21 protein-coding genes and 1 riboswitch are annotated in these 22353 nt (G+C 30.0%); of the genes, 12 read left to right on the top strand and 9 right to left on the bottom strand.

All coding sequences use genetic code 11. From position 1 onward, the window contains the following. Window positions 1-27: 27 nt before the first annotated feature. Window positions 28-1179: an SPOR domain-containing protein gene (locus tag ACMHJW_RS00310; RefSeq protein WP_413531529.1), complete on the bottom strand. Its 1152-nt coding sequence runs from the start codon at window positions 1177-1179 to the stop codon at window positions 28-30. A gap of 89 nt (window positions 1180-1268) precedes the next feature. Here ACMHJW_RS00310 and dprA point away from each other — a divergent pair, with 89 nt between their 5' ends. From dprA to ACMHJW_RS00285, 5 genes are all read left to right on the top strand, one after another. Continuing rightward, window positions 1269-2366, top strand: a complete 1098-nt coding sequence (gene dprA / locus ACMHJW_RS00305; protein WP_413531528.1) for a DNA-processing protein DprA — start codon at window positions 1269-1271, stop codon at window positions 2364-2366. An 88-nt stretch (window positions 2367-2454) separates the two neighbouring features. Next, a complete protein-coding gene (locus tag ACMHJW_RS00300) occupies window positions 2455-4656 on the top strand; it encodes a two-component regulator propeller domain-containing protein (RefSeq protein WP_413531527.1) in 2202 nt (733 codons plus the stop codon). Continuing rightward, window positions 4656-5375 carry a DNA repair protein RecO gene (gene recO / locus ACMHJW_RS00295; protein ID WP_413531526.1) on the top strand — a complete coding sequence of 240 codons (720 nt, stop codon included), beginning with the start codon at window positions 4656-4658 and terminating at the stop codon, window positions 5373-5375. The genes ACMHJW_RS00300 and recO overlap by 1 nt, the downstream gene beginning before the upstream one ends. Window positions 5376-5458: 83 nt before the next feature. After that, a complete protein-coding gene (locus ACMHJW_RS00290) occupies window positions 5459-6610 on the top strand; it encodes a cystathionine gamma-synthase (RefSeq protein WP_413531525.1) in 1152 nt (383 codons plus the stop codon). A 58-nt stretch (window positions 6611-6668) separates the two neighbouring features. Continuing rightward, window positions 6669-7262, top strand: coding sequence for a hypothetical protein (locus ACMHJW_RS00285; RefSeq protein ID WP_413531524.1), 594 nt, complete (start codon window positions 6669-6671; stop codon window positions 7260-7262). Window positions 7263-7264: 2 nt separating this feature from the next. Here ACMHJW_RS00285 and ACMHJW_RS00280 read toward each other — a convergent pair whose 3' ends face one another. Then, the gene (locus ACMHJW_RS00280) at window positions 7265-7849 is read right to left on the bottom strand and encodes a hypothetical protein (protein ID WP_413531523.1); all 585 of its coding nucleotides are present in this window, start codon (window positions 7847-7849) and stop codon (window positions 7265-7267) included. Window positions 7850-7876: 27 nt separating this feature from the next. After that, complete coding sequence (locus ACMHJW_RS00275; RefSeq protein ID WP_413531522.1) at window positions 7877-8356, bottom strand: hypothetical protein; 480 nt, start codon at window positions 8354-8356, stop codon at window positions 7877-7879. Between the two features lie 46 nt (window positions 8357-8402). On the opposite strand from ACMHJW_RS00275, the gene ACMHJW_RS00270 reads away from it, so the two are divergent. After that, window positions 8403-9149 (top strand): alpha/beta fold hydrolase, encoded by a 747-nt coding sequence (locus tag ACMHJW_RS00270; RefSeq protein ID WP_413531521.1) that lies wholly within the window; start codon window positions 8403-8405, stop codon window positions 9147-9149. Here the strand turns inward: ACMHJW_RS00270 and ACMHJW_RS00265 are convergent. Further along, window positions 9146-9586, bottom strand: a complete 441-nt coding sequence (locus tag ACMHJW_RS00265; protein WP_413531520.1) for a nucleoside deaminase — start codon at window positions 9584-9586, stop codon at window positions 9146-9148. The genes ACMHJW_RS00270 and ACMHJW_RS00265 overlap by 4 nt on opposite strands. Window positions 9587-9663: 77 nt before the next feature. Here ACMHJW_RS00265 and ACMHJW_RS00260 point away from each other — a divergent pair, with 77 nt between their 5' ends. The 3 genes from ACMHJW_RS00260 (at window position 9664) to ACMHJW_RS00250 (ending at window position 13840) form a co-directional block, all read left to right on the top strand. Then, window positions 9664-10569 (top strand): EamA family transporter, encoded by a 906-nt coding sequence (locus tag ACMHJW_RS00260; protein ID WP_413531519.1) that lies wholly within the window; start codon window positions 9664-9666, stop codon window positions 10567-10569. A 287-nt stretch (window positions 10570-10856) separates the two neighbouring features. Then, complete coding sequence (gene gshB, locus ACMHJW_RS00255) at window positions 10857-11837, top strand: glutathione synthase (protein WP_413531518.1); 981 nt, start codon at window positions 10857-10859, stop codon at window positions 11835-11837. Further along, on the top strand, window positions 11834-13840 hold the full coding sequence (locus ACMHJW_RS00250; protein WP_413531517.1) for a flavohemoglobin expression-modulating QEGLA motif protein: 2007 nt from the start codon (window positions 11834-11836) through the stop codon (window positions 13838-13840). The genes gshB and ACMHJW_RS00250 overlap by 4 nt, the downstream gene beginning before the upstream one ends. A gap of 57 nt (window positions 13841-13897) precedes the next feature. Here ACMHJW_RS00250 and ACMHJW_RS00245 read toward each other — a convergent pair whose 3' ends face one another. The 4 genes from ACMHJW_RS00245 to ACMHJW_RS00230 form a co-directional block, all read right to left on the bottom strand. Continuing rightward, the gene (locus ACMHJW_RS00245; RefSeq protein ID WP_413531516.1) at window positions 13898-15184 is read right to left on the bottom strand and encodes an APC family permease; all 1287 of its coding nucleotides are present in this window, start codon (window positions 15182-15184) and stop codon (window positions 13898-13900) included. Between the two features lie 68 nt (window positions 15185-15252). Then, window positions 15253-17640 carry a TonB-dependent receptor plug domain-containing protein gene (locus tag ACMHJW_RS00240; protein ID WP_413531515.1) on the bottom strand — a complete coding sequence of 796 codons (2388 nt, stop codon included), beginning with the start codon at window positions 17638-17640 and terminating at the stop codon, window positions 15253-15255. A gap of 53 nt (window positions 17641-17693) precedes the next feature. Then, a riboswitch (SAM riboswitch) is annotated at window positions 17694-17797 on the bottom strand. A gap of 58 nt (window positions 17798-17855) precedes the next feature. Then, the gene (locus ACMHJW_RS00235; protein WP_413531514.1) at window positions 17856-18455 is read right to left on the bottom strand and encodes an aminotransferase class IV; all 600 of its coding nucleotides are present in this window, start codon (window positions 18453-18455) and stop codon (window positions 17856-17858) included. After that, a complete protein-coding gene (locus tag ACMHJW_RS00230) occupies window positions 18439-19398 on the bottom strand; it encodes an aminodeoxychorismate synthase component I (protein WP_413531513.1) in 960 nt (319 codons plus the stop codon). Before ACMHJW_RS00230 ends, ACMHJW_RS00235 begins: the two co-directional genes overlap by 17 nt. A gap of 231 nt (window positions 19399-19629) precedes the next feature. On the opposite strand from ACMHJW_RS00230, the gene ACMHJW_RS00225 reads away from it, so the two are divergent. The 3 genes from ACMHJW_RS00225 to ACMHJW_RS00215 all read left to right on the top strand — a co-directional run bounded on the left by ACMHJW_RS00225 (window position 19630) and on the right by ACMHJW_RS00215 (window position 21664). Then, window positions 19630-20202: a nitroreductase gene (locus tag ACMHJW_RS00225; protein ID WP_413531512.1), complete on the top strand. Its 573-nt coding sequence runs from the start codon at window positions 19630-19632 to the stop codon at window positions 20200-20202. A 126-nt stretch (window positions 20203-20328) separates the two neighbouring features. Then, window positions 20329-21153 (top strand): alpha/beta hydrolase, encoded by an 825-nt coding sequence (locus ACMHJW_RS00220; protein ID WP_413531511.1) that lies wholly within the window; start codon window positions 20329-20331, stop codon window positions 21151-21153. A 52-nt stretch (window positions 21154-21205) separates the two neighbouring features. Next, window positions 21206-21664, top strand: coding sequence for a hypothetical protein (locus ACMHJW_RS00215; protein WP_413531510.1), 459 nt, complete (start codon window positions 21206-21208; stop codon window positions 21662-21664). 122 nt (window positions 21665-21786) lie between these two features. On the opposite strand, the gene ACMHJW_RS00210 is transcribed toward ACMHJW_RS00215, so the two are convergent. Further along, the gene (locus tag ACMHJW_RS00210; RefSeq protein ID WP_413531509.1) at window positions 21787-22248 is read right to left on the bottom strand and encodes a DinB family protein; all 462 of its coding nucleotides are present in this window, start codon (window positions 22246-22248) and stop codon (window positions 21787-21789) included. Window positions 22249-22353: the final 105 nt, after the last annotated feature.

The raw sequence follows: 22353 nt of genomic DNA, 5'->3' as shown, positions 1-22353 counted from the left end.
ATTTCGATTTATATTATAATAGATGAATTAATTTTCAGTTCTCACCCAAGTTCCAGGTGATTTTTTATTTACATCATTCATGTATTTTTGTGCATCATCCATATTATTAAATGTGCTGTATGTTACATAATAATAGCGACCTTTTACATAAGAAACTCCAGCATCTTTGTACCCTTGTTTTTTCAATTCTCCAACCAAACGATCAGCATCTTCTTGACGTTTTAATGAAGCGGCAATTACTTGATATTTCTTATTAGCAGATTTTGCATCTATTTTAGTTGCTGCTTCTTTTTTTGAATCAACTTTCTTTTCGACTGCTGTAGGGGCTTCTACTTTTGTTAATTTTTTCGTTTCAGTTTTTACAATTTCTTTTGTTGAAGGTTTTTCCTTTACAATTGCCGTTATTTCTTTATCTGTATCATTCAGTTTGGTTTCCTTAACAACCGTAATTTCAACTTTTTTAGGTGTTTCAATTGTATCCGTTTTTGTAACGGTCTCAGCAATTTGATACTCAACTAAAGAAGGTTCAGCAATCGTTTGTGGCATATTGTACACATCATATTGCACTGGAGCCTCAGATTTGTTTGCGTCATCTTGACCAATCATTGGTAAAACCAAACCGCTCCATTGTTCCGTTACGAATTCTTGTACGGGTTGCGGCGTATTAAAATATAGGAAGCCACCAACAATAATAGGAATTAAAGAGGCTGCGGCTAAAAATTTTGACATGTGTTTGTTAGAAGTTTTAGTTTTAGACGAATCTAAAATGTAATTGGCTTGTAAATTTGAAAGACCATAAGCGGCAATGAAATAATTTTGAGCATTTTCTGGTTTGAAGTCAATTTTTCTAGCATCATTAAATTGTAATGACCCGATATTTTTTAAGGTTAAAACTTTTCCATTTTTCAAATGTTCTTGCCAAAAATAAACTTGTTCATTCAAAAATGTTTGTGCATTTTCGAAAGACATTGGTTCATCTTCCACAATTTTATTCACCAAAACACCATCACTTTTTGTTAAAGTTGAATTAAAAGAAAGCTCTTTTCTTGGTGGAATAAATGTGTTCGTTTGCTCATCAAAAGCCACATTTGCAGTGTTTGATATAAATGCACCAAAATTTGGAACGATTACACAATCGTGTTGAAATAATAATTGACTGATATGCTCTTCTAACCTCATATTACGAAATTAACATTTTTTTTAGATTCAGCAAAAAAATAAGTACTTAAAATGCTATTTAGTTGGTTTAATATTAATAATTTAACAAAATGCAAACCGATTTACCTTACATTTTAGCACTTTCTTTTCAAAAAGGAATTGGAGATTCTACGACTCGAAAAATTATTCAATTTTTTGGTTCGCCAGAAGCTGCTTGGAATTGTATGCCAAAAGATTTAATGCAAATTTCGGGAATCGGATTGCAAATAAGTAACGATTTTGGAAATAATAAATGGTTAGATTTAGCTTTTGCAGAAATTGAATATTGTAAAATTAACAAAATCGATATTCTGACTTTTTATGATGAAGAATATCCACAAATCTTAAAAGAATGCATTGACGCACCTTTGGTGATTTTTTGCAATGGAAATTTAGAGTTCAATCAATTCAAGAATAAAAAGATTTCAATAGTTGGGACAAGAAAAATGACAAATTATGGACGAAATTTTATTACTGAATTAATACAGGATTTAGCTGATTTTGATGTTACAATTGTGAGTGGATTAGCGTATGGTTGTGATATAGAAGCGCATACAAATTCACTTCAGAATAAAATTACGACATGGGCGGTAATGGGAACAAATTTTGAACGAATTTATCCTGCAGCTCATAAAAAAATTGCAGTAGAAATACTACAGAATGGGGGCTGGATTACTGAACAACCAAGTTTTAAAAACGCTTCACCCGAAGCATTTCTTCAACGAAATCGTATTATTGCAGGTTTATCAGATATTACGATTGTTGTAGAATCAGCTTTTAAAGGAGGAAGTTTAGTTACTGCGAAATTTGCAAATGAGTATAACCGAGATGTATTTGCTTTGCCAGGAAAATCTACAGATGTTTTGAGCGTTGGGTGCAATTATTTAATAAAATCTCATCAAGCTTATTTAGTCGAAAATTCGAAAGATATTATCGATTATTTTAATTTCAATTCGAAGAAGAAACCAAAACAAATGGATTTGTTTATTGAGTTTTCTGAAGAAGAACTTAAACTCGTTAATTATCTAAAAACGAATGGAAAACAGCATATAGATAAAATGTCTTTCGACTTAAATTTGAAATCATATGAATTGATGCCAATCTTATTAGATTTGGAATTGAAGCAAATAATTTCGACGCTGCCCGGAAAATTTTATGATTTATTATAACAAACAGTACAATTTTTAGCAAGTTATATTGTTATAAATTACAGTATTTTTGTGCATTATGAAGACAAAATTGTTCATTTTCATCACCATGATTTTCATAAGTTTAAACGCTCAAAGTAATAAAGGACGTTGGACTGATTTTTTTTCGTACAATAATGTAAAATTGTTGGAAGAAGCAAATGGTGTGATTTATTGTGGAACTGAAAACGGAATTTTCTTATTCAATCCTCAAAATCCAACAAGTGATTGGATTAAGCTAAACAAAACCAATTTTTTGAATAATGTTGGAATTTCTGCAATGGCTTATGATAAAGATTCAGATTCGTTTTTAGTTGGTTATGAAAATGGCGGTTTAGATTTATTAAAATCTGGCGAATCGACAATGGTTTTAGATATTAAATGGAATGGATTTGCGGGCGATAAAAAAGTGAATCACATTTTGATTAATGAAGGAATTGCTTTTATTTCTGGTGCTTTTGGGATTGTTTCTTATGATTTGAAAGCTGAAGAATTTAAAGAAACAACACGTACAAATGCAGCTGTTGTAAATGATGCAGCGATTTTGAATAACAAATTGTTCATCGCAACTAAAAACGGAATTTATTCAAGTGATTTAACAGATAAAAAATTAAATAATACAGATATTAGTTCTTGGACTCAGCCTACATTTAGTCAAAACATTACAAATATTGAAGCGTTTGGAAATGATATTTATTACTCGACAGGAAATCAATTGAATAATATTTCTGGTGCTTCTGTTTCACAATCATTTAATTTTATAGAAGATTTGAAGACTTCAAATGGAAAATTAATCATTACGCAAAACAATCAAATTTCTATTCTAAATGAAAATACTTACACTAAAATTGATGAAGAAGAAAAAAACATCAATTTCAATACAGGAATTTTTATAAATGATAAACTATATGGAGGTACTGTAAACCATGGAATTATTGATTTTCCTAATAAAAATGAGTTTTATCCCGATGGACCATTTAATAATAAAACATGGTCTGTAACAACGAAAAATGGAAAATTATGGATTGCACCTGGAGGAACCGAAGGTTATTCGAATGTATTAGAGAATAATGATGGATTTTATTATTATGATACAAAAAAGTGGAATAATCTTCGTTTAAAATCAGTTTTAGATGCTAGAGATATTCTAAAAATCGTAGCTCATCCAAATAAAGACAATAATACATTTATCATATCATCGTTCAATAAATTTGGAAGAGACACTTATGGACGTACAGATTTGTTAGAATTTGGTAATGATTTAATAGCTAAAAAAATCATTGATAATCAATTTCCAAGCTCTAGAATTTCGGGATTAGCTTATGATAAATTAGGAAACTTACATATTGGAGCTTCATTTCCAAACGGAAAATCGCCCGATTATCAATCTGCTTATTATATAGAACGTAGTGTTAATGGAACTTGGAAAAGCACATTTGTAGATAAAACTTCTCCAGTAGTAGCACTTTCTCCAGATTTTTCTGATAATTATACCTATTATGCAAGTGGAAGACAAGGTGGAGGAGTTACTGTATTGAACAAACAATATGAAATTGTTACAACTCTGACAACTTCGAATAAGTTACCAATCAATTATGTTTATTCTGTTGCATTAGATAAATCAAATAATCTTTGGATAGGAACAGGACAAGGATTAGTTGTCTTGTACGATGCGGATAACGCTGTGCGTACAAATAATATAATTGCTGAGCCAATTGTTATCATTCAAGATGGAATACCAGAAGCTTTGTTAACAGATATTGAGATTTATTCGATAAAAGTTGATAATGCAAACAATAAATGGATTGCGACAAGCGGTTCAGGTGTTTATTATGTTTCCGGTAATGGAGAAACAACAAAACAACATTTTACGACTAAAAATTCGCCATTGCCTTCTGATATTGTATATGATATTTCGATTGATGAATCGACAGGAAACGTATATTTCGCAACCGAAAAAGGTGTAGTTTCTTACAAAGGCGATGTTTCTACAGAAGCTAATGATTTTAGTAAAGCAATCGCATATCCCAATCCTTATCGACCAGAATATAAAGGAAATGTTACGATAAAAAATCTTCCAAATCGTGCTTTGGTAAAAATTACAGATGTAGTTGGAAACTTACTTTTTGAAAAGAAAGCCGAAGGAGGAATTGTAGAATGGGATACAAATAATGCGAAAGGAAAAGCAGTTGCTTCTGGGATTTATTTAGTTTTGATGACAAACTCTGATGGAACAGAAACGAAAACATTGAAAATTGCAGTTGTACGTTAATGAAAATTTTAGAAACCAAAGCCATTGTACTTTCTAGTTTGAAATATGGAGATACAAGTTTAATTATTCGTTGTTATACACAAAATTTCGGCTTAAAATCATTTATTGCAAAAGGCGTTTTTTCGAAGAAGAAAAGAAATACTTCGTTGTATTTTCCTTTAGCCGAGATAGATTTAAGTTTTCAGCCAAAGTCAAATGAACAGCAATTAGTTTTCTTAAAATCAGCACAAACTTCACATTATTATGAGTCGTTGCATTTTCATCCGATAAAATCTACCATTGTTTTTTTCTTGGCAGAAATCTTGAATTTGGTTTTAAAAGAAGAAGCAGACAATCCAGAATTATACTTTTATATCGAACATTCATTGAAAGAATTTGATCAAAAGAAAGATGATTTTGCAGATTTTCATTTGATTTTTTTACTTCAATTATCCCATTTTCTAGGTTTTTATCCCAATTTGGAAATTGATGGATACTTATTCGATTTAGAAAATGGTTTTTTCACCAATTCAAATTCATCTATCAATATGTTGAAAGCAGATGAAACTGTTTTGTTTAAAAAATTGTTGGAATTACATTTTTCCGAAGAATCAAAAAATACATTCAATCAACCACAACGTTCTTTATTACTAGAAATTCTAGTGAAGTATTATCAAATTCACACCAATAATTTCAAAAAACCAAAATCACTACAAGTTTTACACGAATTGTTTAGTTAATCTCCCGAAATAAATTCTAACAAATCTTTAAAACAAAGAATAAATAAAACTCCATATATTTGCTATAGTTTAAAGCATTTATAATGAAATTCAATACAAAAACTATACACGGAGGTCAACAACACGATCCTTCAACAGGAGCAGTAATGACTCCAATTTACCAAACATCTACATACGCACAAAGATCTCCAGGAGATTACAAAGGATATGAATATTCTCGTGGTGCAAATCCTACACGAACAGCTTTAGAAAATGCTTTAGCATCTATCGAAGGAGGAGTTGCAGGTTTTGCTTTTGGTTCTGGTTTAGCAGCAATCGATGGAGTTTTAAAATTGTTCAAACCTGGTGATGAAATCATCGCGATGGACGATTTATACGGAGGTTCTTATCGTTTATTTACGCGTGTTTACGAAAAATTCGGATTGAAATTCCATTTCGTAGATATGACAAATGTTGAAGCAGTTGTTGCTTTAATCAATGATAATACAAAAATGGTTTGGGTTGAAACACCTACAAATCCATTGATGAAAGTGGTTGATATCAAAGCTGTAAATGATGCTGCAAAAGCTAAAAAAGCAGATGTTTTAGTAGCGGTAGATAATACATTTGCATCACCATATTTACAACGTCCAATCGAATTAGGAGCAGATATTGTGATGCATTCAGCAACAAAATATTTAGGAGGACACTCAGATTTAGTTGCAGGAGCAATCGTCGTAAATTCAGAACAATTGGCAACAGATGTTCATTTCAATTTATTCGCAACAGGAGGAATTTTAGGTCCACAAGATTCTTATTTAGTTTTACGCGGAATCAAAACATTGGCAGTTCGTATGGATCGCCATTGTTCAAACGGAATGAAAGTTGCTCAATTTTTAGAAGCTCATCCAAAAGTTGCACATACATATTATCCAGGTTTAGAAAATCATCCACAACACGAAATCGCGAAAAAACAAATGAAAGATTTCGGTGGAATGGTAACATTTACATTAACTTCTGGTAAAAAAGAAGATGCTTTCAAAATTTTAGAAAACTTAAAAGTATTCACTTTGGCTGAATCTTTAGGAGGAGTTGAATCATTAGCGAATCATCCAGCAACGATGACGCACGCTTCTATTCCAGCAGAAAAACGTGCTGAAATTGGAATCACAGATGATTTAATTCGTTTGTCTGTTGGTATCGAAGATATCGACGATTTATTAGAAGATTTAGAACAAGTTTTGAAGTTGATTTAATCGAATAATTATAATTTTAAAGTCTGAATTTAGGTTCAGACTTTTTTATTTTAATCAAATGAAATTTATTCTTTGTTTATTACTTTCTACTTTCAGTTTTGCTCAAGAATTGGATACAATTAATCTCAATCAGCTTGAAGTTGTAAATTATTCCAATTTCAAACAATTTCGACCAACGTTCAAAAAAGTTGAAAGATTAACAGATAATACAAGTTTTGGACTCAAAATATTTTCAACTTTATTACTTCCAAATGAGAAAGAAATAGAGATTGTCGCAATTGAGATTTTGTTTGAAACAAAAGTGAAAAAGAAAAATTATTGCAACGAATATTATTATTTCAAACCAATTATTCTAAAATCGATTACAGATAAACAGAGTTTAATTGCAGAAAAATGGTTTGAAGTGGATAAAGATTATCAAGGAAAATATATTTTTCCGATTCATTTAAAACTTAAACCTTCCGAAGCTAAAAATTATTTTATTGGTTTAGAAACAGCGTACGAAAATCCTTTTTGTCCAGAAGGAAATGGTTATTTCGACCTGATTCAAACAAAACGATTAGTTGATTTGTATTATGAAATAAATTCAGAAATGAGAAAACAAGATATTCTGAAAGATTATTCGCTTAACTATAAAATCTATTATAAATAGATTTATTTCCACAATAATTTCAACTCAACTTTATATTTCCCAGCGTAAGGTTTCGGATTTGTAGGTTTCTCAGAAATAGAAAATTGATAAACACCGCGCGCAGGTAATTCGAAAATAGTTTCTTTCCCAAAAGGTCCTCCTTTTATAGAATCAACTGGTCCTTTGATGTGATTAATTCGAATATTTGCTGTAGAATCTTGTGCAGAAATCTTGATCCAAACTTTTTTTGCAGAATCGGCATCGAAGGTAAACGTATTAGTTTGTCCAGCTATTTTAGTAGGTTCAGCCTTTGCTTTTGCATAACTTACTTCAAGATTTTCGGTTGTGTTATTTGCACTTAGCGGAACAATTTTATCTGTTTTAGCTACAATTTTTTGCTGAGGCTTTTTTACGATTTTTTTCTGTGAATTAGCTGTTTTTACAACATCTTCTTTCATCACATCTTCTGTTGTAGGATTATCCTTTTTTACTAAATTTTTATAAGCAGAATCAACTCCAATTTTACTTGGATAAATGGTTGGCGTAGATTTATCTTCGCAACTATAAAGTATAATTAATGCAATAAAAGCGATAAAAGTCCATTTCATAACAGAAAAATTCTGATGTAAAAGTAACTATTTTAACTGCAATTTCAAGGTATATTTTCCTTCAAATGGATCGCCTTGCATCAAACTTTCTCCAATTCGTATTTGATACAAGCCTTTTTCGGTTAACTTATAATTGATTTCTTGTCCAAATGGACCATCTTTTTTATCACTTGGAGAAATAAGTTGATTTATTCTGATGTTTCCATTTTTATTTTGAGGGATTATTTGAATAAAAACAGCTGAAGAAGAATCATTCCTGAAGCTAAAAGTTTGTTGTTCTTTTGCTTCTTTTTTTATTTCAAAACTACCTTTTCCTTGAATTAATTTTAACTCTGTATTATTTATCTGTTTTGGCGAAGCCAGAGCAATTTCTTGAAAAGAAGAATCCTTTTTAATTTCTTTTTGATGAAAATTTCCTGATATAAAAGGCTTATCTCTATTTATACAATAAATAATTATAGCGCCAATTGCTACTGAAAGTATTATTATAGGACTATATTTTTTCATTATTGTAAATTTGTGTATTATATAATTACAAATTCTGAACCAAAATATGTTGTTTTACGAAAATATTGGCGTTGGAAAACCTTTTGTTTTTCTTCATGGGTTTTTAGAAAATCATGAAATATGGAATCGTTTAAAAAATGATTTAATAAATGATCATCAAATTATTACAATAGATTTACCTGGGCATGGAAATTCAGAAAATTTACACGACGTAAATACAATGGAAGAAATGGCCGAAAAAGTGATTGAGATTTTAGATGAATTAAATCTTAAAAAAGCAACTTTTGTAGGACATTCAATGGGCGGTTATGTTACTAGTGCATTAGCAGATCTTTTTCCAGAACGTGTTGAAAATATTGTTTTGATGAATTCCTCGACTTTACCTGATGACGAGGCAAAGAAAAATCAACGTTTGAAAGCCTGTGAAACGGCTCGAAAAAATTTCAATGCATTGGTTAGTTTTAGTATGCCTGCTTTATTTGCTTCTCAGAATCGTGATAAGTTCAAAGAAGAACTAAAATTTATAAAAGAAATTGCCTTAAAAACACCAATTGATGGGGTTTGTACTGCTTTGAAAGGAATGCGAGAACGTCCAGATCGTTCTTCTATTTTGTATGATTTTAAAGGTGGAATATATATCATTGTTGGCTTGCAGGATGAAACAGTTAATCCTGAATTATTTTTAACATTGATTCCAGATTTGTCTAATATTCATTTGTATAAACTTGAAGGCGGACATATGGCTTACATTGAAAATTATGACGAAGTTTTATCGATTTTAAAATCAATTTAGCGTTTACGTTGAAAAAACTCTTTCATTAATTGGGCACATTCATCTTCCATTATTCCTGAAACAATTTCAGTTTTTGGATGCAATTCACCAATTTTTGCTTTAAATCCTCGTTTTTCATCTGAAGCACCATAAACCACTTTCGAGATTTGGCTCCAATACAAAGCTCCTCCACACATAACACAAGGTTCTAAAGTAACATACAACGTACAATTTTGTAAATATTTTCCACCCAAATAGCTAGCAGCAGATGTGATCGCTTGCATTTCGGCATGCGCAGTAACATCAATTAATGTCTCGGTTAAATTATGTGTTTTTGCAATGATTTTATTGTTACAAACAATAACAGCTCCAACAGGAATTTCGTCTCGCTCGAAAGCAGTTACCGCTTCTTGAAAGGCAATTCGCATAAAATATTCGTCTGTAAAAAGATTCTCCATTCCTATAAAATTTAAAACAAAAATAGTCATTTCCAAATTGGATATTCGATACATTTGTACAAATTGACACTTCTTTTATGAATCAATCAAAATACATCATTGCAGCCATTGTAACCTATTTTTTATGGGGGTTTTTTAGCTTTGGATTGAAACCAATCGCACATTATCCACCATTAGATATTTTGTTTTTTAGACTTTATGTATCTGTTTTCTTTTTAGTTTTGATTAATGTAGGATTTCGTCGAAATAAAATGAAAGCTGATTTTGCTTTGATCAAATCTTTTGATAAAAAGAAGCAGAGAAAATTAGGAAGTTTAATTATAGGAGGCTCGTTGATCCTGATGATAAATTGGTTGATGTTCATTATTGTGATGAATCATATTAGCGTACAAGCAGCTTCACTTTCGTATTTAGTTTGCCCAATTATTACAACTGTTTTGGCTTTTGTGATTTTAAAAGAACATTTGACAAAAATAAAATGGATTGCGGTTGGGATTAGTTTTTTAGCATGTTTAGTACTTTCTTTTGGTCATTTTATTGACTTGGTTTATAGTTTAATTGTAGCATGTTCATTCGCATTATATATCATTATTCAAAGAAGTTTGAATGTTTTTGATAGTTTTAATTTATTGATGACACAATTATTAATTGTAGCTATTTTGATGTCACCTTTAGCTTTCTTCTTTTCAGGGCCAATTCCAACAGAGACAATTTTCTATAAATGTATTATGATGATTGTCGTTTTATTCACCATCATTCCAATGTTCCTAAATAATTTTGCACTAAAAGGGATTGATTCTTCAACGGTTGGTATTTTAATTTATTTAAATCCAATAATGAATTTTATTTTGGCAATTTTCTATTACAAAGAACCTATTTCATCGATGCAAATGATCGGTTATAGTTTGATACTTTTAGCAATTATAGTTTTCAATTCACAAACAATTTTTAGATTAAAAAACATAAAAAAATCTGAAGTTTAGGCTTCAGATTTTTTTTGTTGATATGAAAACTTTATTTCTTTAACATAAAATGAACTTATCATTAATTGAAATAAATATTTTAATCATTTATTATAAAATTTTAGTTAAAATCAAAACATTTACAGCTATTTTGAAAATTAAAAATTAATTTCAATTAGATTATTAACAAACTGATATTAAATCAATTTAAAATATAAAATGAGTGAAAAATAATATTTTTTTATAGACTATTTTTGTATCAAACTTTTAGTTATTATTGCATTGATTTTAATACCCCTTTTATTTATATGAAAATATGCTTCGTAATGTATCCTTGGGACAAGGTTGAACCAAGTAAAGATACCACAATGCGAATTATTAAAGAATGCGTAGACCGTGGTTTTGAAGTATCCTATTTAACAAAAAAAGATATCTCTATTTCCAAAGGAAAGGTTGTCGGCAATTGTAAAAAAATGATTACTACAGAAACAAATGATTGTGTAGAATTTTATCATACCATGAAATTTGAAAGTAGTGTAAAAGATTTAACCGAATTTGATATAGTTTTTATGAGAGCTGATCCTCCAATAGATTCGCTTTTATTAAATATGTTAGAATTAATCGAAGATAAAGTCTTCTTCGTGAATAAAATTTCGGGATTACGCAAAGCAAATAATAAAATATACGCTGCTTCTTTTGATGATGGTCAAGAAAATATTGTTCCTCAAACACTTATCTCAAAAGATATTGATTTGATAAAATCATTTGTGGAAGAAAATAATTTCGAAAAATTCATCATCAAACCATTAGATGGAATGGGAGGAAAAGGTGTTATACTTTTCGAACGAAAAAATATTGGTAACTTAAGCTCGATTTGCGATTTTTATATCAATCATACCGGAAATTCTCAACCTATTATTTGTCAAAATTATATAGATGGTGCAGAAAAAGGTGATGTTCGCGCAATCGTGATTAATGGAGAACCTATTGGTGCAATTATGCGAGTTCCTGCTGAAGGAGATCATCGTTCTAACATTTCGGCTGGTGGTTCTGCAATTAAGCATGACATGAGCGAACATGAATTAGAATTGTGCCGAAAAATAGGAAAACAACTAAATGAAGATGGAATTTATTTTTGCGGAATCGATTTGATTAACGGAAAAATGGTTGAGCTAAATGTCGTAAGTCCTGGAGGAATTGTTCCTCACAACAATGTAAACAATAACACCGAAATTCAGAAACAAATTATCTCGATGTTATTGGAAAAATATAAAGAATTTAAAGCATGAAAACCTTAACTATACAGCAAATTATAGATAATATTGAGAATGAAATCGTATTTGAAGCTTATGCAGAAGACGAATCATTCAAAATAAAAATCGACGAATACATTCCTTATGTATGTGCAGCAATCCACGATGGTGGACAAATGCGTGAAGATATTCGCGAAAAATGTTTATTGAGTAATTATGAACGTTGGTACGAAGAAGATCCGCATACTGCTGAATTTGTCGAAACATTTCCTATCGTAATTAAAGGATGTGATTCACGTTTTGAATATGATTTGAATCGCGGTCCTGAAACTGCTGTATACGAAGAGGCTTGGGGAAAACAAGTTTGGAAAGAACCTTTATCGGTTTCTCAAAAACAAAAAAGCATTGCGAAACATCATGCTTTTTATGAAGTTTTAGAAGCTTTAATTAATAAACTAGAATCCAAATTCAAATCATGTTTAGTTTATGACATTCATTCCTACAATTGGAAACGTTGGGATCGACCAGTTCCTGTTTTCAATATTGGTGCAGAACGTATAAATAACGAACGTTATGGAAATTATGTAGAAAGCTGGCGCGATGAATTGGCTAATATTGAGTTAGAAAATATTCATAATTATTCTGCAATAAATGATGTCTTTTATGGACGCGGATATTTGTTAGAATTTGTCACAAATCGATTCCAGAATACATTAGTTTTAGCCACAGAAGTTTCTAAAATTTATTGTGACGAATTGTCTGGCGAATCTTTTCCTGAAATTATTAATCAGATCAAAGAAGGTTTTAAATCGGCAATTCTTAATCATGCATACAAGTTTGTAAAAACAGAAACAACATATAAAGTTGGTTCTAAACAAGTCAATATTTTACACAATGAATTAGAATCTGATTTGGTAAAAATTGATAAACAATTGTATCAATTGGTGAATAATTTTGAATTGTTAAGTGTTATCAATCCAATAAACTTAGAATTTGAAAAGAAGAAGTTTTTAGCTTCAAAATATACATACGAACCACAATTTAAATACAATCCTCTTAACATTGATCCATTCGAATTTAAACGAAAATTATCGAATATTAAAGTCGAAAAAATCAATGATATTAGTATTCAAAATATGTATGTTAATACAATTAACTCATATTTCGATAAGGTAGATTTGTTGGCAAATCTCGGAACGGATAAATTTTTATACAATTCGTTACGTTATTTTGGTGAACCAACGAAAAAAGATATTGAGAATGCAAACTTTATCCTTTATTGTCCAGAATTTAGAATGGATAAACAAGGCGATTATACAGAAGAAGAAGTTGTCAATCTCTTTAAAAATGCTACAAATGATTATGGTTTCAAATTTAACATTGAAGTTTCAGATGATATTGCTTCGAAAGCACTTGTTATTAATAGCAAAAGAAAAGTTGTCATCAAGCGAGGAGTTAAGTTTGATAAGCGTTTTACAAATGGATTAATCGAGCATGAAATCGGAGTTCATATGGTAACAACGATGAATGCTTTGGATCAACCATTGAAAATTTTCAGCATTGGTTTACCCGTTAATACTTTGACGCAAGAAGGTTTAGCCATTTTAAGTGAATATTATACTGATTCTATTAATCATAATCGATTAAGAGAACTTGGTTTACGCGTTATGGCTGTTCATATGTTGACCAGCGGAAAAACTTTCAACGAAACATTTATGATTTTGATGGAAGAATACAAAATGCAACCAGAAGATGCATTTTATCTAACAACTCGCGTTTATCGTGGTGGCGGATTTACAAAAGATGCGCTTTATTTAAAAGGTTTGAAAACGATTTTAAATTATGTCGATCAAGGTCATTCTTTGGATAATTTATTAATCGGAAAAACTTCTGTTGAATACATTGATACGATTGACGAATTAGTTGAACGTAAAATGATTAATAAACCGAAATATTATACCAAAATTTTCAAAAAACATCTGGAAAATCCAGAAATAAATCCAATTTTGCAATATATTTTTAACGGAATAAAAGATTAAAAATAAAAACCCACTCAACATATTGAGTGGGTTTTCTGTTATTATAAATTACTTTTTTTAATTCTTGTTCTCTATTCGTTTATCAAAGTAGAAAAGGATAATTCCTAAACCAATAATTCCTAAACCAAATATACTTTCTTTTGGTTTTTGCATCAAAACGAAATAACAGATATACAAGCTAAACGCTAAGAAAATCGCAGGTAATACGTAAAATAATTTACTTTTGATAATAGTTAATTGATCTTTCTTAATAAAGAATGCTGTACAAACTGCTAATGTTGCTAAAATTTGTAAAACAAAAGAAGTGTACGTAAAAATCACTTCGAAATCGCCAGAAAAAATCAATAAAATACTTATTCCTGTATGCACCCAAATTGCACGAACTGGAATTCTATTTTTATTCTCTTTTGCCATAAAACTCCACAGTTTATTTTCGCGCGCTGTTGCTTGTGTTAAGCGAGAACCAATCCACAAATAACCACTAATCGTTGCTATTAATTGTAAAGCAATAAAACAACTGACCCATTTTACATTGTTTCCAAGTAAATTACCAAATGAAATATTAGCTACATTTTCTTGCCCAGCTAAAGCTGATGAAGAAGCATGTTTTAGGAAAACATAATTTAATAATACATAAGAAATCGTAACAAAAATAACACCTAGAAATAATGCTTTTGGCAAGTTTTTTTTGGGTTGATCAATTTCTTCAATAATATAAGAAGCCGAATTCCAGCCTGTATACGCAAATGTGACATAAACCAAAGATGTCGCAAATGCTGGTAACAAAAGTTCGTCTTTCCATGAAGAATCAAAAAGTATAGCATTTGGCTCAACTGCTGGAGCAAAATAAAAACCTAAAGCAATTAGAATCAAGATAAAACCAACTTTCAGAATAGTAAAAATATTTTGAAATTTACTACTTAAGTTTAGGCTAAATGATTGAAAAATTGCAACAATTAAAATCATTACTATGGCGAATTCTTTTCCAAAATCTAATCCAAAAACATTCAAATATTTTCCCATTGCCAAAGCAGCCAAAGAAATCGGTGCAGAGAAACCAACGAACAAAGAAATCCAACTTGATAAATAACCAAAAACAGGATGAAATGTTCGGGACAAATAAATATAATCTCCTCCTGATTGTTTAAATTTTGAAGCTAATTCTGAATAAATAAAAGCGCCAATCAATGCTAATAATCCTCCTATTGACCATAGCAATAAGATAGAAGATGTATTTTTGAGATCAGAAATTTGATAACCTAAACTAGTAAATACACCAGTTCCGATCATATTCGAAATAACTAATGCTGCTGCGGTTTTCCAACCAATTTTAGAATGTTTCATACACAAAAAAGTGCCAATTGAATGCTGAATTTACATTAAAATTGACACTTTGAATATTTTATTATTGATTAAAATTTAAAACTTGCTCGCGCAAAATAATATGCTCCTGTCATTCCCATTTGAACTGGCGCATATGGAAAAACACCATAATACGAATTCTCGTAAACTTGTTTATCAGGAAATACATCGAATAAATTATTTGCCCCAATTGTGAAGTTAAAATTCTTTGTAATATTATAACCAATAGAAGCATCTGTTACAACTTTTCCTGTATGTTGTTGAACACTTCCCCAAGGATAACCATCTCTTTTCACTTTTCCGAAATAAGTATTACGCAACATAAAATTAAATCCAGAAATTGCATAATTTAATCCTAAAGTTGCTTTTGTTTTTGGACTTAAAGATTCGATAATATTAACTTGATCTGGTCCAAAAAATTCTTCAGTAGAAATTGTTAGTGCTTTTGGAAAATGATAATCTACAATTTTAGTTTCGTTTATATTTCCAGATAAACTCGCATTGAATTTACCTTGACCTAATCGTGTATCATAAGAAACAACTAAATCCAAACCTTTTGTTTCTGTATCGATAGCATTGGTAAAGATACGAGCAGCAGCAATCCCATTCGCTTCTAATACTGGATTTGTAATATCAGATGTTAGCACTACTCTATCATTTACTCTGATGAAATATCCATCCAATGTGATGAATAATTTTGAAGTTGGACGAAACGTTAAACCTAAACTTGCATTGATTGATTTTTCTTCTTTCAATTTATCTAAACCAATTTCTCGAGATAAATCTGAATCATTTCTTACAATAACTTTATTTATCAAGACTTGATTTCCATTATCATCAATAAATAAATCAGAATAAGAATTACTGAAATATTTTTGTTGTAAAGAAGGTGCTCTAAATCCTGTTGAAATTGCTCCACGAATCGAATAGCCTTTTATGTATTCATATCTAAGTGCTAATTTTCCGTTGATTGTACTTCCGAAATCAGAATAATTTTCGAAACGTCCTGCTAAATCAGCTGTAAAATCTCCAAATTTTAATTCTCCATCTACATAAGCTGCAACTGAATGACGATCACCTTTTACAGCATTTAAAGGAGAAAAACCTGAAAATGTTTCAGAACCTTTTCCTACATAAGAAGCTTCATCTCCAGCTTCTATTTTATATTGTTCATAACGATACTCTCCTCCAAAAGCTAAACTAACATTTTGATTGATTCGTTTTGAAAAATCTAAATTGACCGTATTTTGTAAAAATTGATGTTTTCCTGCATAAAAATCGGTAGGAGAATCAACTCCTAATATCTGATTTATGGAATTTTTTAAGTCATATTTAAAAGAGTTTAAACCTAAAGTATTACTCAAATCTATTTTCCATCCATCATACGAATAACGTAATCCTGTTGAGTTTGAATAATCATTCACATTTGATTTTAAAACAGACTGAAATCCATTAGGATAGACCTTTAATGCTTCCTGAGATAAATCTCTTGGTAATTTTCTAAAACCAAATCCATTTCCTTGACGTAACGAAACTCCACCAAATGAATAAAAATCTAAACGATCATTAATTGCTGTTTCTGCATTGACAAAAAACTGTTGATTTTTGATTGCTGCATCACCAATTTGAAATCTAAAATCTTTTCTCGAAAGTCCTAAAGCAGCAATTTTTGCATCATCTGCAGCTCTTGCCGCATCTGGATCATTTGCAAAATCGTACGCAAAATCATCTCCAAAAATACCTAAATTATGATCTTTTGAACGACTTGTCTTCTTACGTTCACTTACAACAGCAGAAAAAACAATCGAACCAGATTGTCCTAATTTAGCTCCATAGCTTCCGTTAAAATTATAAGTTTCTCCATCATTTCGAGATGTTTGACCATAAGTTAAAGAAACTTCTCCTCCTGGTTTAGATTTCAAAACAATGTTTACAACTCCCGCAATCGCATCAGAACCATATTGCGCAGCTGCACCATCACGTAAAACCTCAATTTTATCGATTGCCGAGATTGGAATTGCGCCTAAATCTGTTCCAACAGATCCATTTCCCACCGTATTTTGATAGTTTACTAAAGAAGTCGTATGTCGTCTTTTTCCATTAATTAAAACCAAAACTTGATCTGGTCCCATTCCTCGTAATGTAACTGGATCTATATGTTCTGTTCCATCGGCAGAAGATTGACGAACTGAGTTAAAAGAAGGAATAACAACATTCAAAATATCATTTACACTCAATTGAGGTGAAGATGTTTTCAATTTCTCAACGTCGATAATATCGACAGGAACTGACGAATTAACAACTGTTCTTTCAGATGTACGACCACCAATTAAGATAACTTCATTAAGATTTGTTTCCTCTTTTTCAACTTCTTGAGCGAAAAGTGTTGATGCGCAAATAAATGCGAATGAAGCAAGTAAAAATTTGTTTCTTTTCATGTATAATTTTCATAAAACTCTCAAGAAACCAACAGATAAAAGTGAAATACTTTTACTCATCTTTCCCTTTAATAGGTTGGATTTAGCACCTTAGATTATAAGTCATCTGGTTGCTAAGGTTTCACAGGGCCAATCCCTCCACCTTTCTTGATAAGTTATGCAAAGATAATGTTAAAAAATAAATACACAAATAAAACTCTATCAATTTTATAGAGTTATTTTACAAGTAAGGAAATGTCTAATTCTTGACTTTCTTGTAAATTCATCATTGCATTGATTCTTTTGAAAGATTTGAAATGAACCAAATCTGCAACTTTTATATTTTTCTGAATTATTTCGCCTGATTCCAACAAAGCTTCTCTCATGGTTCCTTTCAATAAAAAACTTCTTGGCGTAATCCATTGCGAACCGTCAAAGAAAACAATATTCGAATAGATGCAATCTGTGATATAATTTGATTTCACCAATACCAAATCATCTGTTTTTGATTCTTTTAAAAATTCATCAAAAAACCATCGATCTAAGTATTTGTAAGAATAATCGATTTTATTTTCAATTTCAAAAATTCGAATCGTTTCAATTGGTTTGATTTCATATGGTTGAAATTCTACAGATTGAATTTCACGATCATAAACAATTCTTACTTTATATTTTTCTTCCGTTAAATCTGTTTGAAAAGTGATTATTTCATTCAACAAAATCGGATTGATTTCACTAAAATTATCATTTCTTGTTCGATCAAATCTCGCTTGATGAAATTCTAAATTTCGAAGTTGTTTATCAACACAACAAATCGATTCAATAAATTGGAACATATACTTTCTGAATTAATTCTTCGTATTCTGCTTTTGCATTACTTTTTGCGGTTATTCCTCCTCCACTTTTAAAAAATAATTCGCCTTCATTATTTTCAATAAAACGAATCATTACTGCACTGTCAAGATTTTTTCCATCAAAAACCCCAAAAACTCCTGTATAGAAATTTCGATTGTATTTTTCGGCTTCTAGAATAATCTCAACTGTTTTCTTTTTTGGTGCTCCACAAATGGAACCTGCAGGTAAAAGCTGATCGAAAATTGTTCCTAAATTTTGGCAATAATCATCATTCAAATCACCTTTAATTTCAGAACTTACTTGCAACAATGTTTTTTCGTTTGTTTTTACCAAGTCGATATAACGATAATTTGTCACCTCCACATTTGTGGAAACTAGACTTAAATCATTTCTAATTAAATCTACAATTGTTGCATGTTCAGCAGCTTCTTTTTCATCATCCAAAATAAGTTCTTCCGCATTCGGAATCGAAGCATCGATTGTTCCTTTCATTGGATTTGAAAAGATTTTTTGATGTTCAATTTTCACAAAACGTTCGGGAGAAAAACATACAAAATCCTCTTTATATTTGATCTTATACTTTGCTTGTGAGAATTTATAAACCTCATCCAATGTTAAATCGGTTTCTATTTTTGTGGGAAGTGTTAAATTCGTTAAATACGAATTTCCGAACAAAAGATTATCGTGAACATAATTGAATTTTGGTAAATATTCGTCAAAAGAAATCGGGTATTTATTGAATTTAAAATCTTTTTGGAAAGATTCTTTTTTCATCGAATCTATTTCAAATTTTATATCATTTGGTAATTCATTTAACGGAATTACTTCTCCATTTTCTTTCAAAAAATCGATCATAAAAAAAAAGGGAACTTTTGTCGCTCCCAATTCATTCATTTTCGTAAAAATAGAATGCTTTGCTAACATTCGCTAAAATTAATATTATTCTTGATTTGTACCAAGTCGATCAATTTCTGTTTTTTTATATCTATTAAAATCATACCTTTAATATAAAATAAATCATTATGTTACCAATTGTAAATGTTACGATTATTGTTGTAATCTAATGTTTTTATCTTAGGTTAGTTTAATTGAAATTAATGTAAATTTGCTTTATTATTTATTAGTAATAGAATAAAATTAATAATTGTTAGAATTATGAATGCAAACGATTTATTATCAATCATAAAAAATAGACGCTCTATATTTCCTCCTCAATACAATGGAGAAGAAATTAAGCACGAAGAATTGAATTTAATTTTTGAAGCTGCAAATTGGGCGCCTTCACACAAAAAAACAGAACCTTGGCGTTTTGTCGTATTAGAAGGTCCTGCAAAAGATCGTTTTCGCGAATATGTGAAACGTGTTTATGTACAAGGAACACCGACAGATCAGTTAAGCGACAGAAAAATAAATGCATTAATTGAGAAATGCGATAAGTCGAATAAAATTGTTTTAATCAACTTTATCAATACAGAAAAAAATCCGGAATGGGAAGAATTAGCGGCAACATCTATGGCTGTTCAAAATATGTGGTTAATGGCAAGTGCATTGAACATTGGTGCATATTGGTCTTCTCCATCGAATGTAATTGCAAATGTTGATGAGTTTACAACTATGGAAGAAGGTGAAAAATGTGTTGGTGTTTTTTATATGGGAAAATTTGACGGAGAATCTTCCGAAGCTGTTCGTCAACCAATAGAAAATAAAGTTAGATTTTTAGAATATTAAAAAATACTAAAATATAATTCGAGAAAGGTTGCTAAAATTAGCAACCTTTTTTTATGAATAGAAAATCAATTGTTTATGATTTTCGTATATTTGATTAAGCACTATTATATAATTAACATAAAACACATGAAATCGATTTTTAACTATTTATTTTTTATACTTTTTATTCTTTTTTTGACTTCTTGTAAAAACTCTAATCCAGTTGTTTACGACGATCCTATTCCAAGGCACGAAACATTTACAATTGATTCTAAAATTCTGAATGAAAAACGAATTATTAATGTTTGGTTCCCGAAAGAATATCCAACTTCTAAAGATTCATTAACTGTTTTATATATGCCTGATGGCGGAATAAAGGAAGATTTTTCGCATGTTGCAAATACATTGGAAAAATTAATCAATTCAGAAAAAATAAAACCTGTTATTTTGGTTGGAATTGAGAATATCCAACGTCGCAAAGATTTAACTCCGATAACCGAAAATGAAGAAGATAAAAAAGTCGCGCCAATTGTTGGACATTCGGATGAATTTAGAAGTTTTATAAACGATGAATTATTTCCTGAGATCGCAAAAAAATATCGTACTCAATCTCAAAGAGGAATTATTGGCGAATCGTTGGCTGGTTTATTTATCATGGAAACTTTTCTGAAACAACCCGAAATGTTTGATTATTATATTGCAATTGATCCTTCGCTTTGGTGGAACGATCATAAAATGTTATTGAATGCAAAAAATGATTTAGCAAAATTTCCTTCAACTCCAAAAGAATTGTGGTTTGCAGGTTCGGGAACAAGTGATATTTTACCTTTTACTGATGATTTAAAAAATATATTAACACAAGAAAATCTTCCAAATCTACAATGGAATTATTCTCCAGAACCTAAAGAAGAACATGCTACAATCTACAGCGCTACAAAAGAAAAAGCGCTGATTTGGAGCATTGGGAAATAAAATAATTAATCGCTCTACTACTATGGATAATCGAATTGAAAAGTTAAAATCTATGCAGACGAATCTGCTAATTGATGTTGTAAAATCATACAAACAACATGGATATTCTATTGAAATAAGAAATGCTGCAATACAAATTCTTGAAGAAAGAGGAATAAAAATGGATCAACTAGAATTAACTGGACGGATAAGAAATTCTAAATATGAGAAAGCAATGCTAACTTATCAAAAATATAATTTGTACTCAATAATTGCTTTGATTTTCAATATTATTTCCATTTATTTTATGATAAATCCTTCATTTCTCACTTATCCGTTTTACATTATTACATTAATTTTTATTCTTTTAACATTTTCTAGCGCGCGAACATTATCTTTTATTTTAAAAGATAAATCTATTGACTATTCATATGTCTATATTTTCGTAATTTTTGTAGGAGCTATTTTATACTTTATCATTTTCTTTATCACGCGCAAGCAAATTAAAGAAGCTATAAAAGCAATTCGATAATAATTAAAAAAATCTCACTTTAATTTTAATAAAGTGAGATTTTTTTATGTTAATCGTTGATTTAATTTATGCATTGAAAATCAAAAAAAGTATGAATTTCAATTCTTATTCTATGTTCGATTTTAAAAAGGAATATTTTTTTTCATTGACAACATATAACCTAAATGCATAGCTTCGTGAATATTGTTATACAAAATTGCATCTTCAATAGATTCCAATGTCATTCCAAAACTAGTTTTATACGAACGATAATACGATAATTTCTCCGAACGATAATCCTTAAACATTTGCATAGGCGTACTTTCCAACATTTCTTTTAATTCAGTCACATCCTTTTCCGTTACATCAGTATTCCCGAATGTTCCTTTTTTATACTTCTGAATAAACTGTATATCAACCAACATTCTATTGTCAGTTAAATAATAATGAATTAATTGTTGTGTTGCTAAAACATGAGCCGCATTCCAAAACAAATTATTTTTATAGCCGACAGGTATATAAAGAAGTTGCTCTAGAGAGTGTTGATCAAGCTCATCAATAATCTGTTTTCTAATATTCGTCAGATAAATAATATGCTCTTCCATAGTTAGATTTAAAATTTAAATATACATCAAATTAACTCTATTTATCAAATTATAAAGCAAAACAATTAAAATCACGTTTTTAGATTATTTAAAGTCTTTGATTCT

Origin of the sequence: Empedobacter brevis (assembly GCF_965118635.1) — a bacterium.
GTDB lineage: Bacteria > Bacteroidota > Bacteroidia > Flavobacteriales > Weeksellaceae > Empedobacter > Empedobacter brevis_A.
The sequence above is the reverse complement of the archived record's forward strand: the minus strand, read 5'-3'. Positions and strand labels throughout refer to the sequence as shown.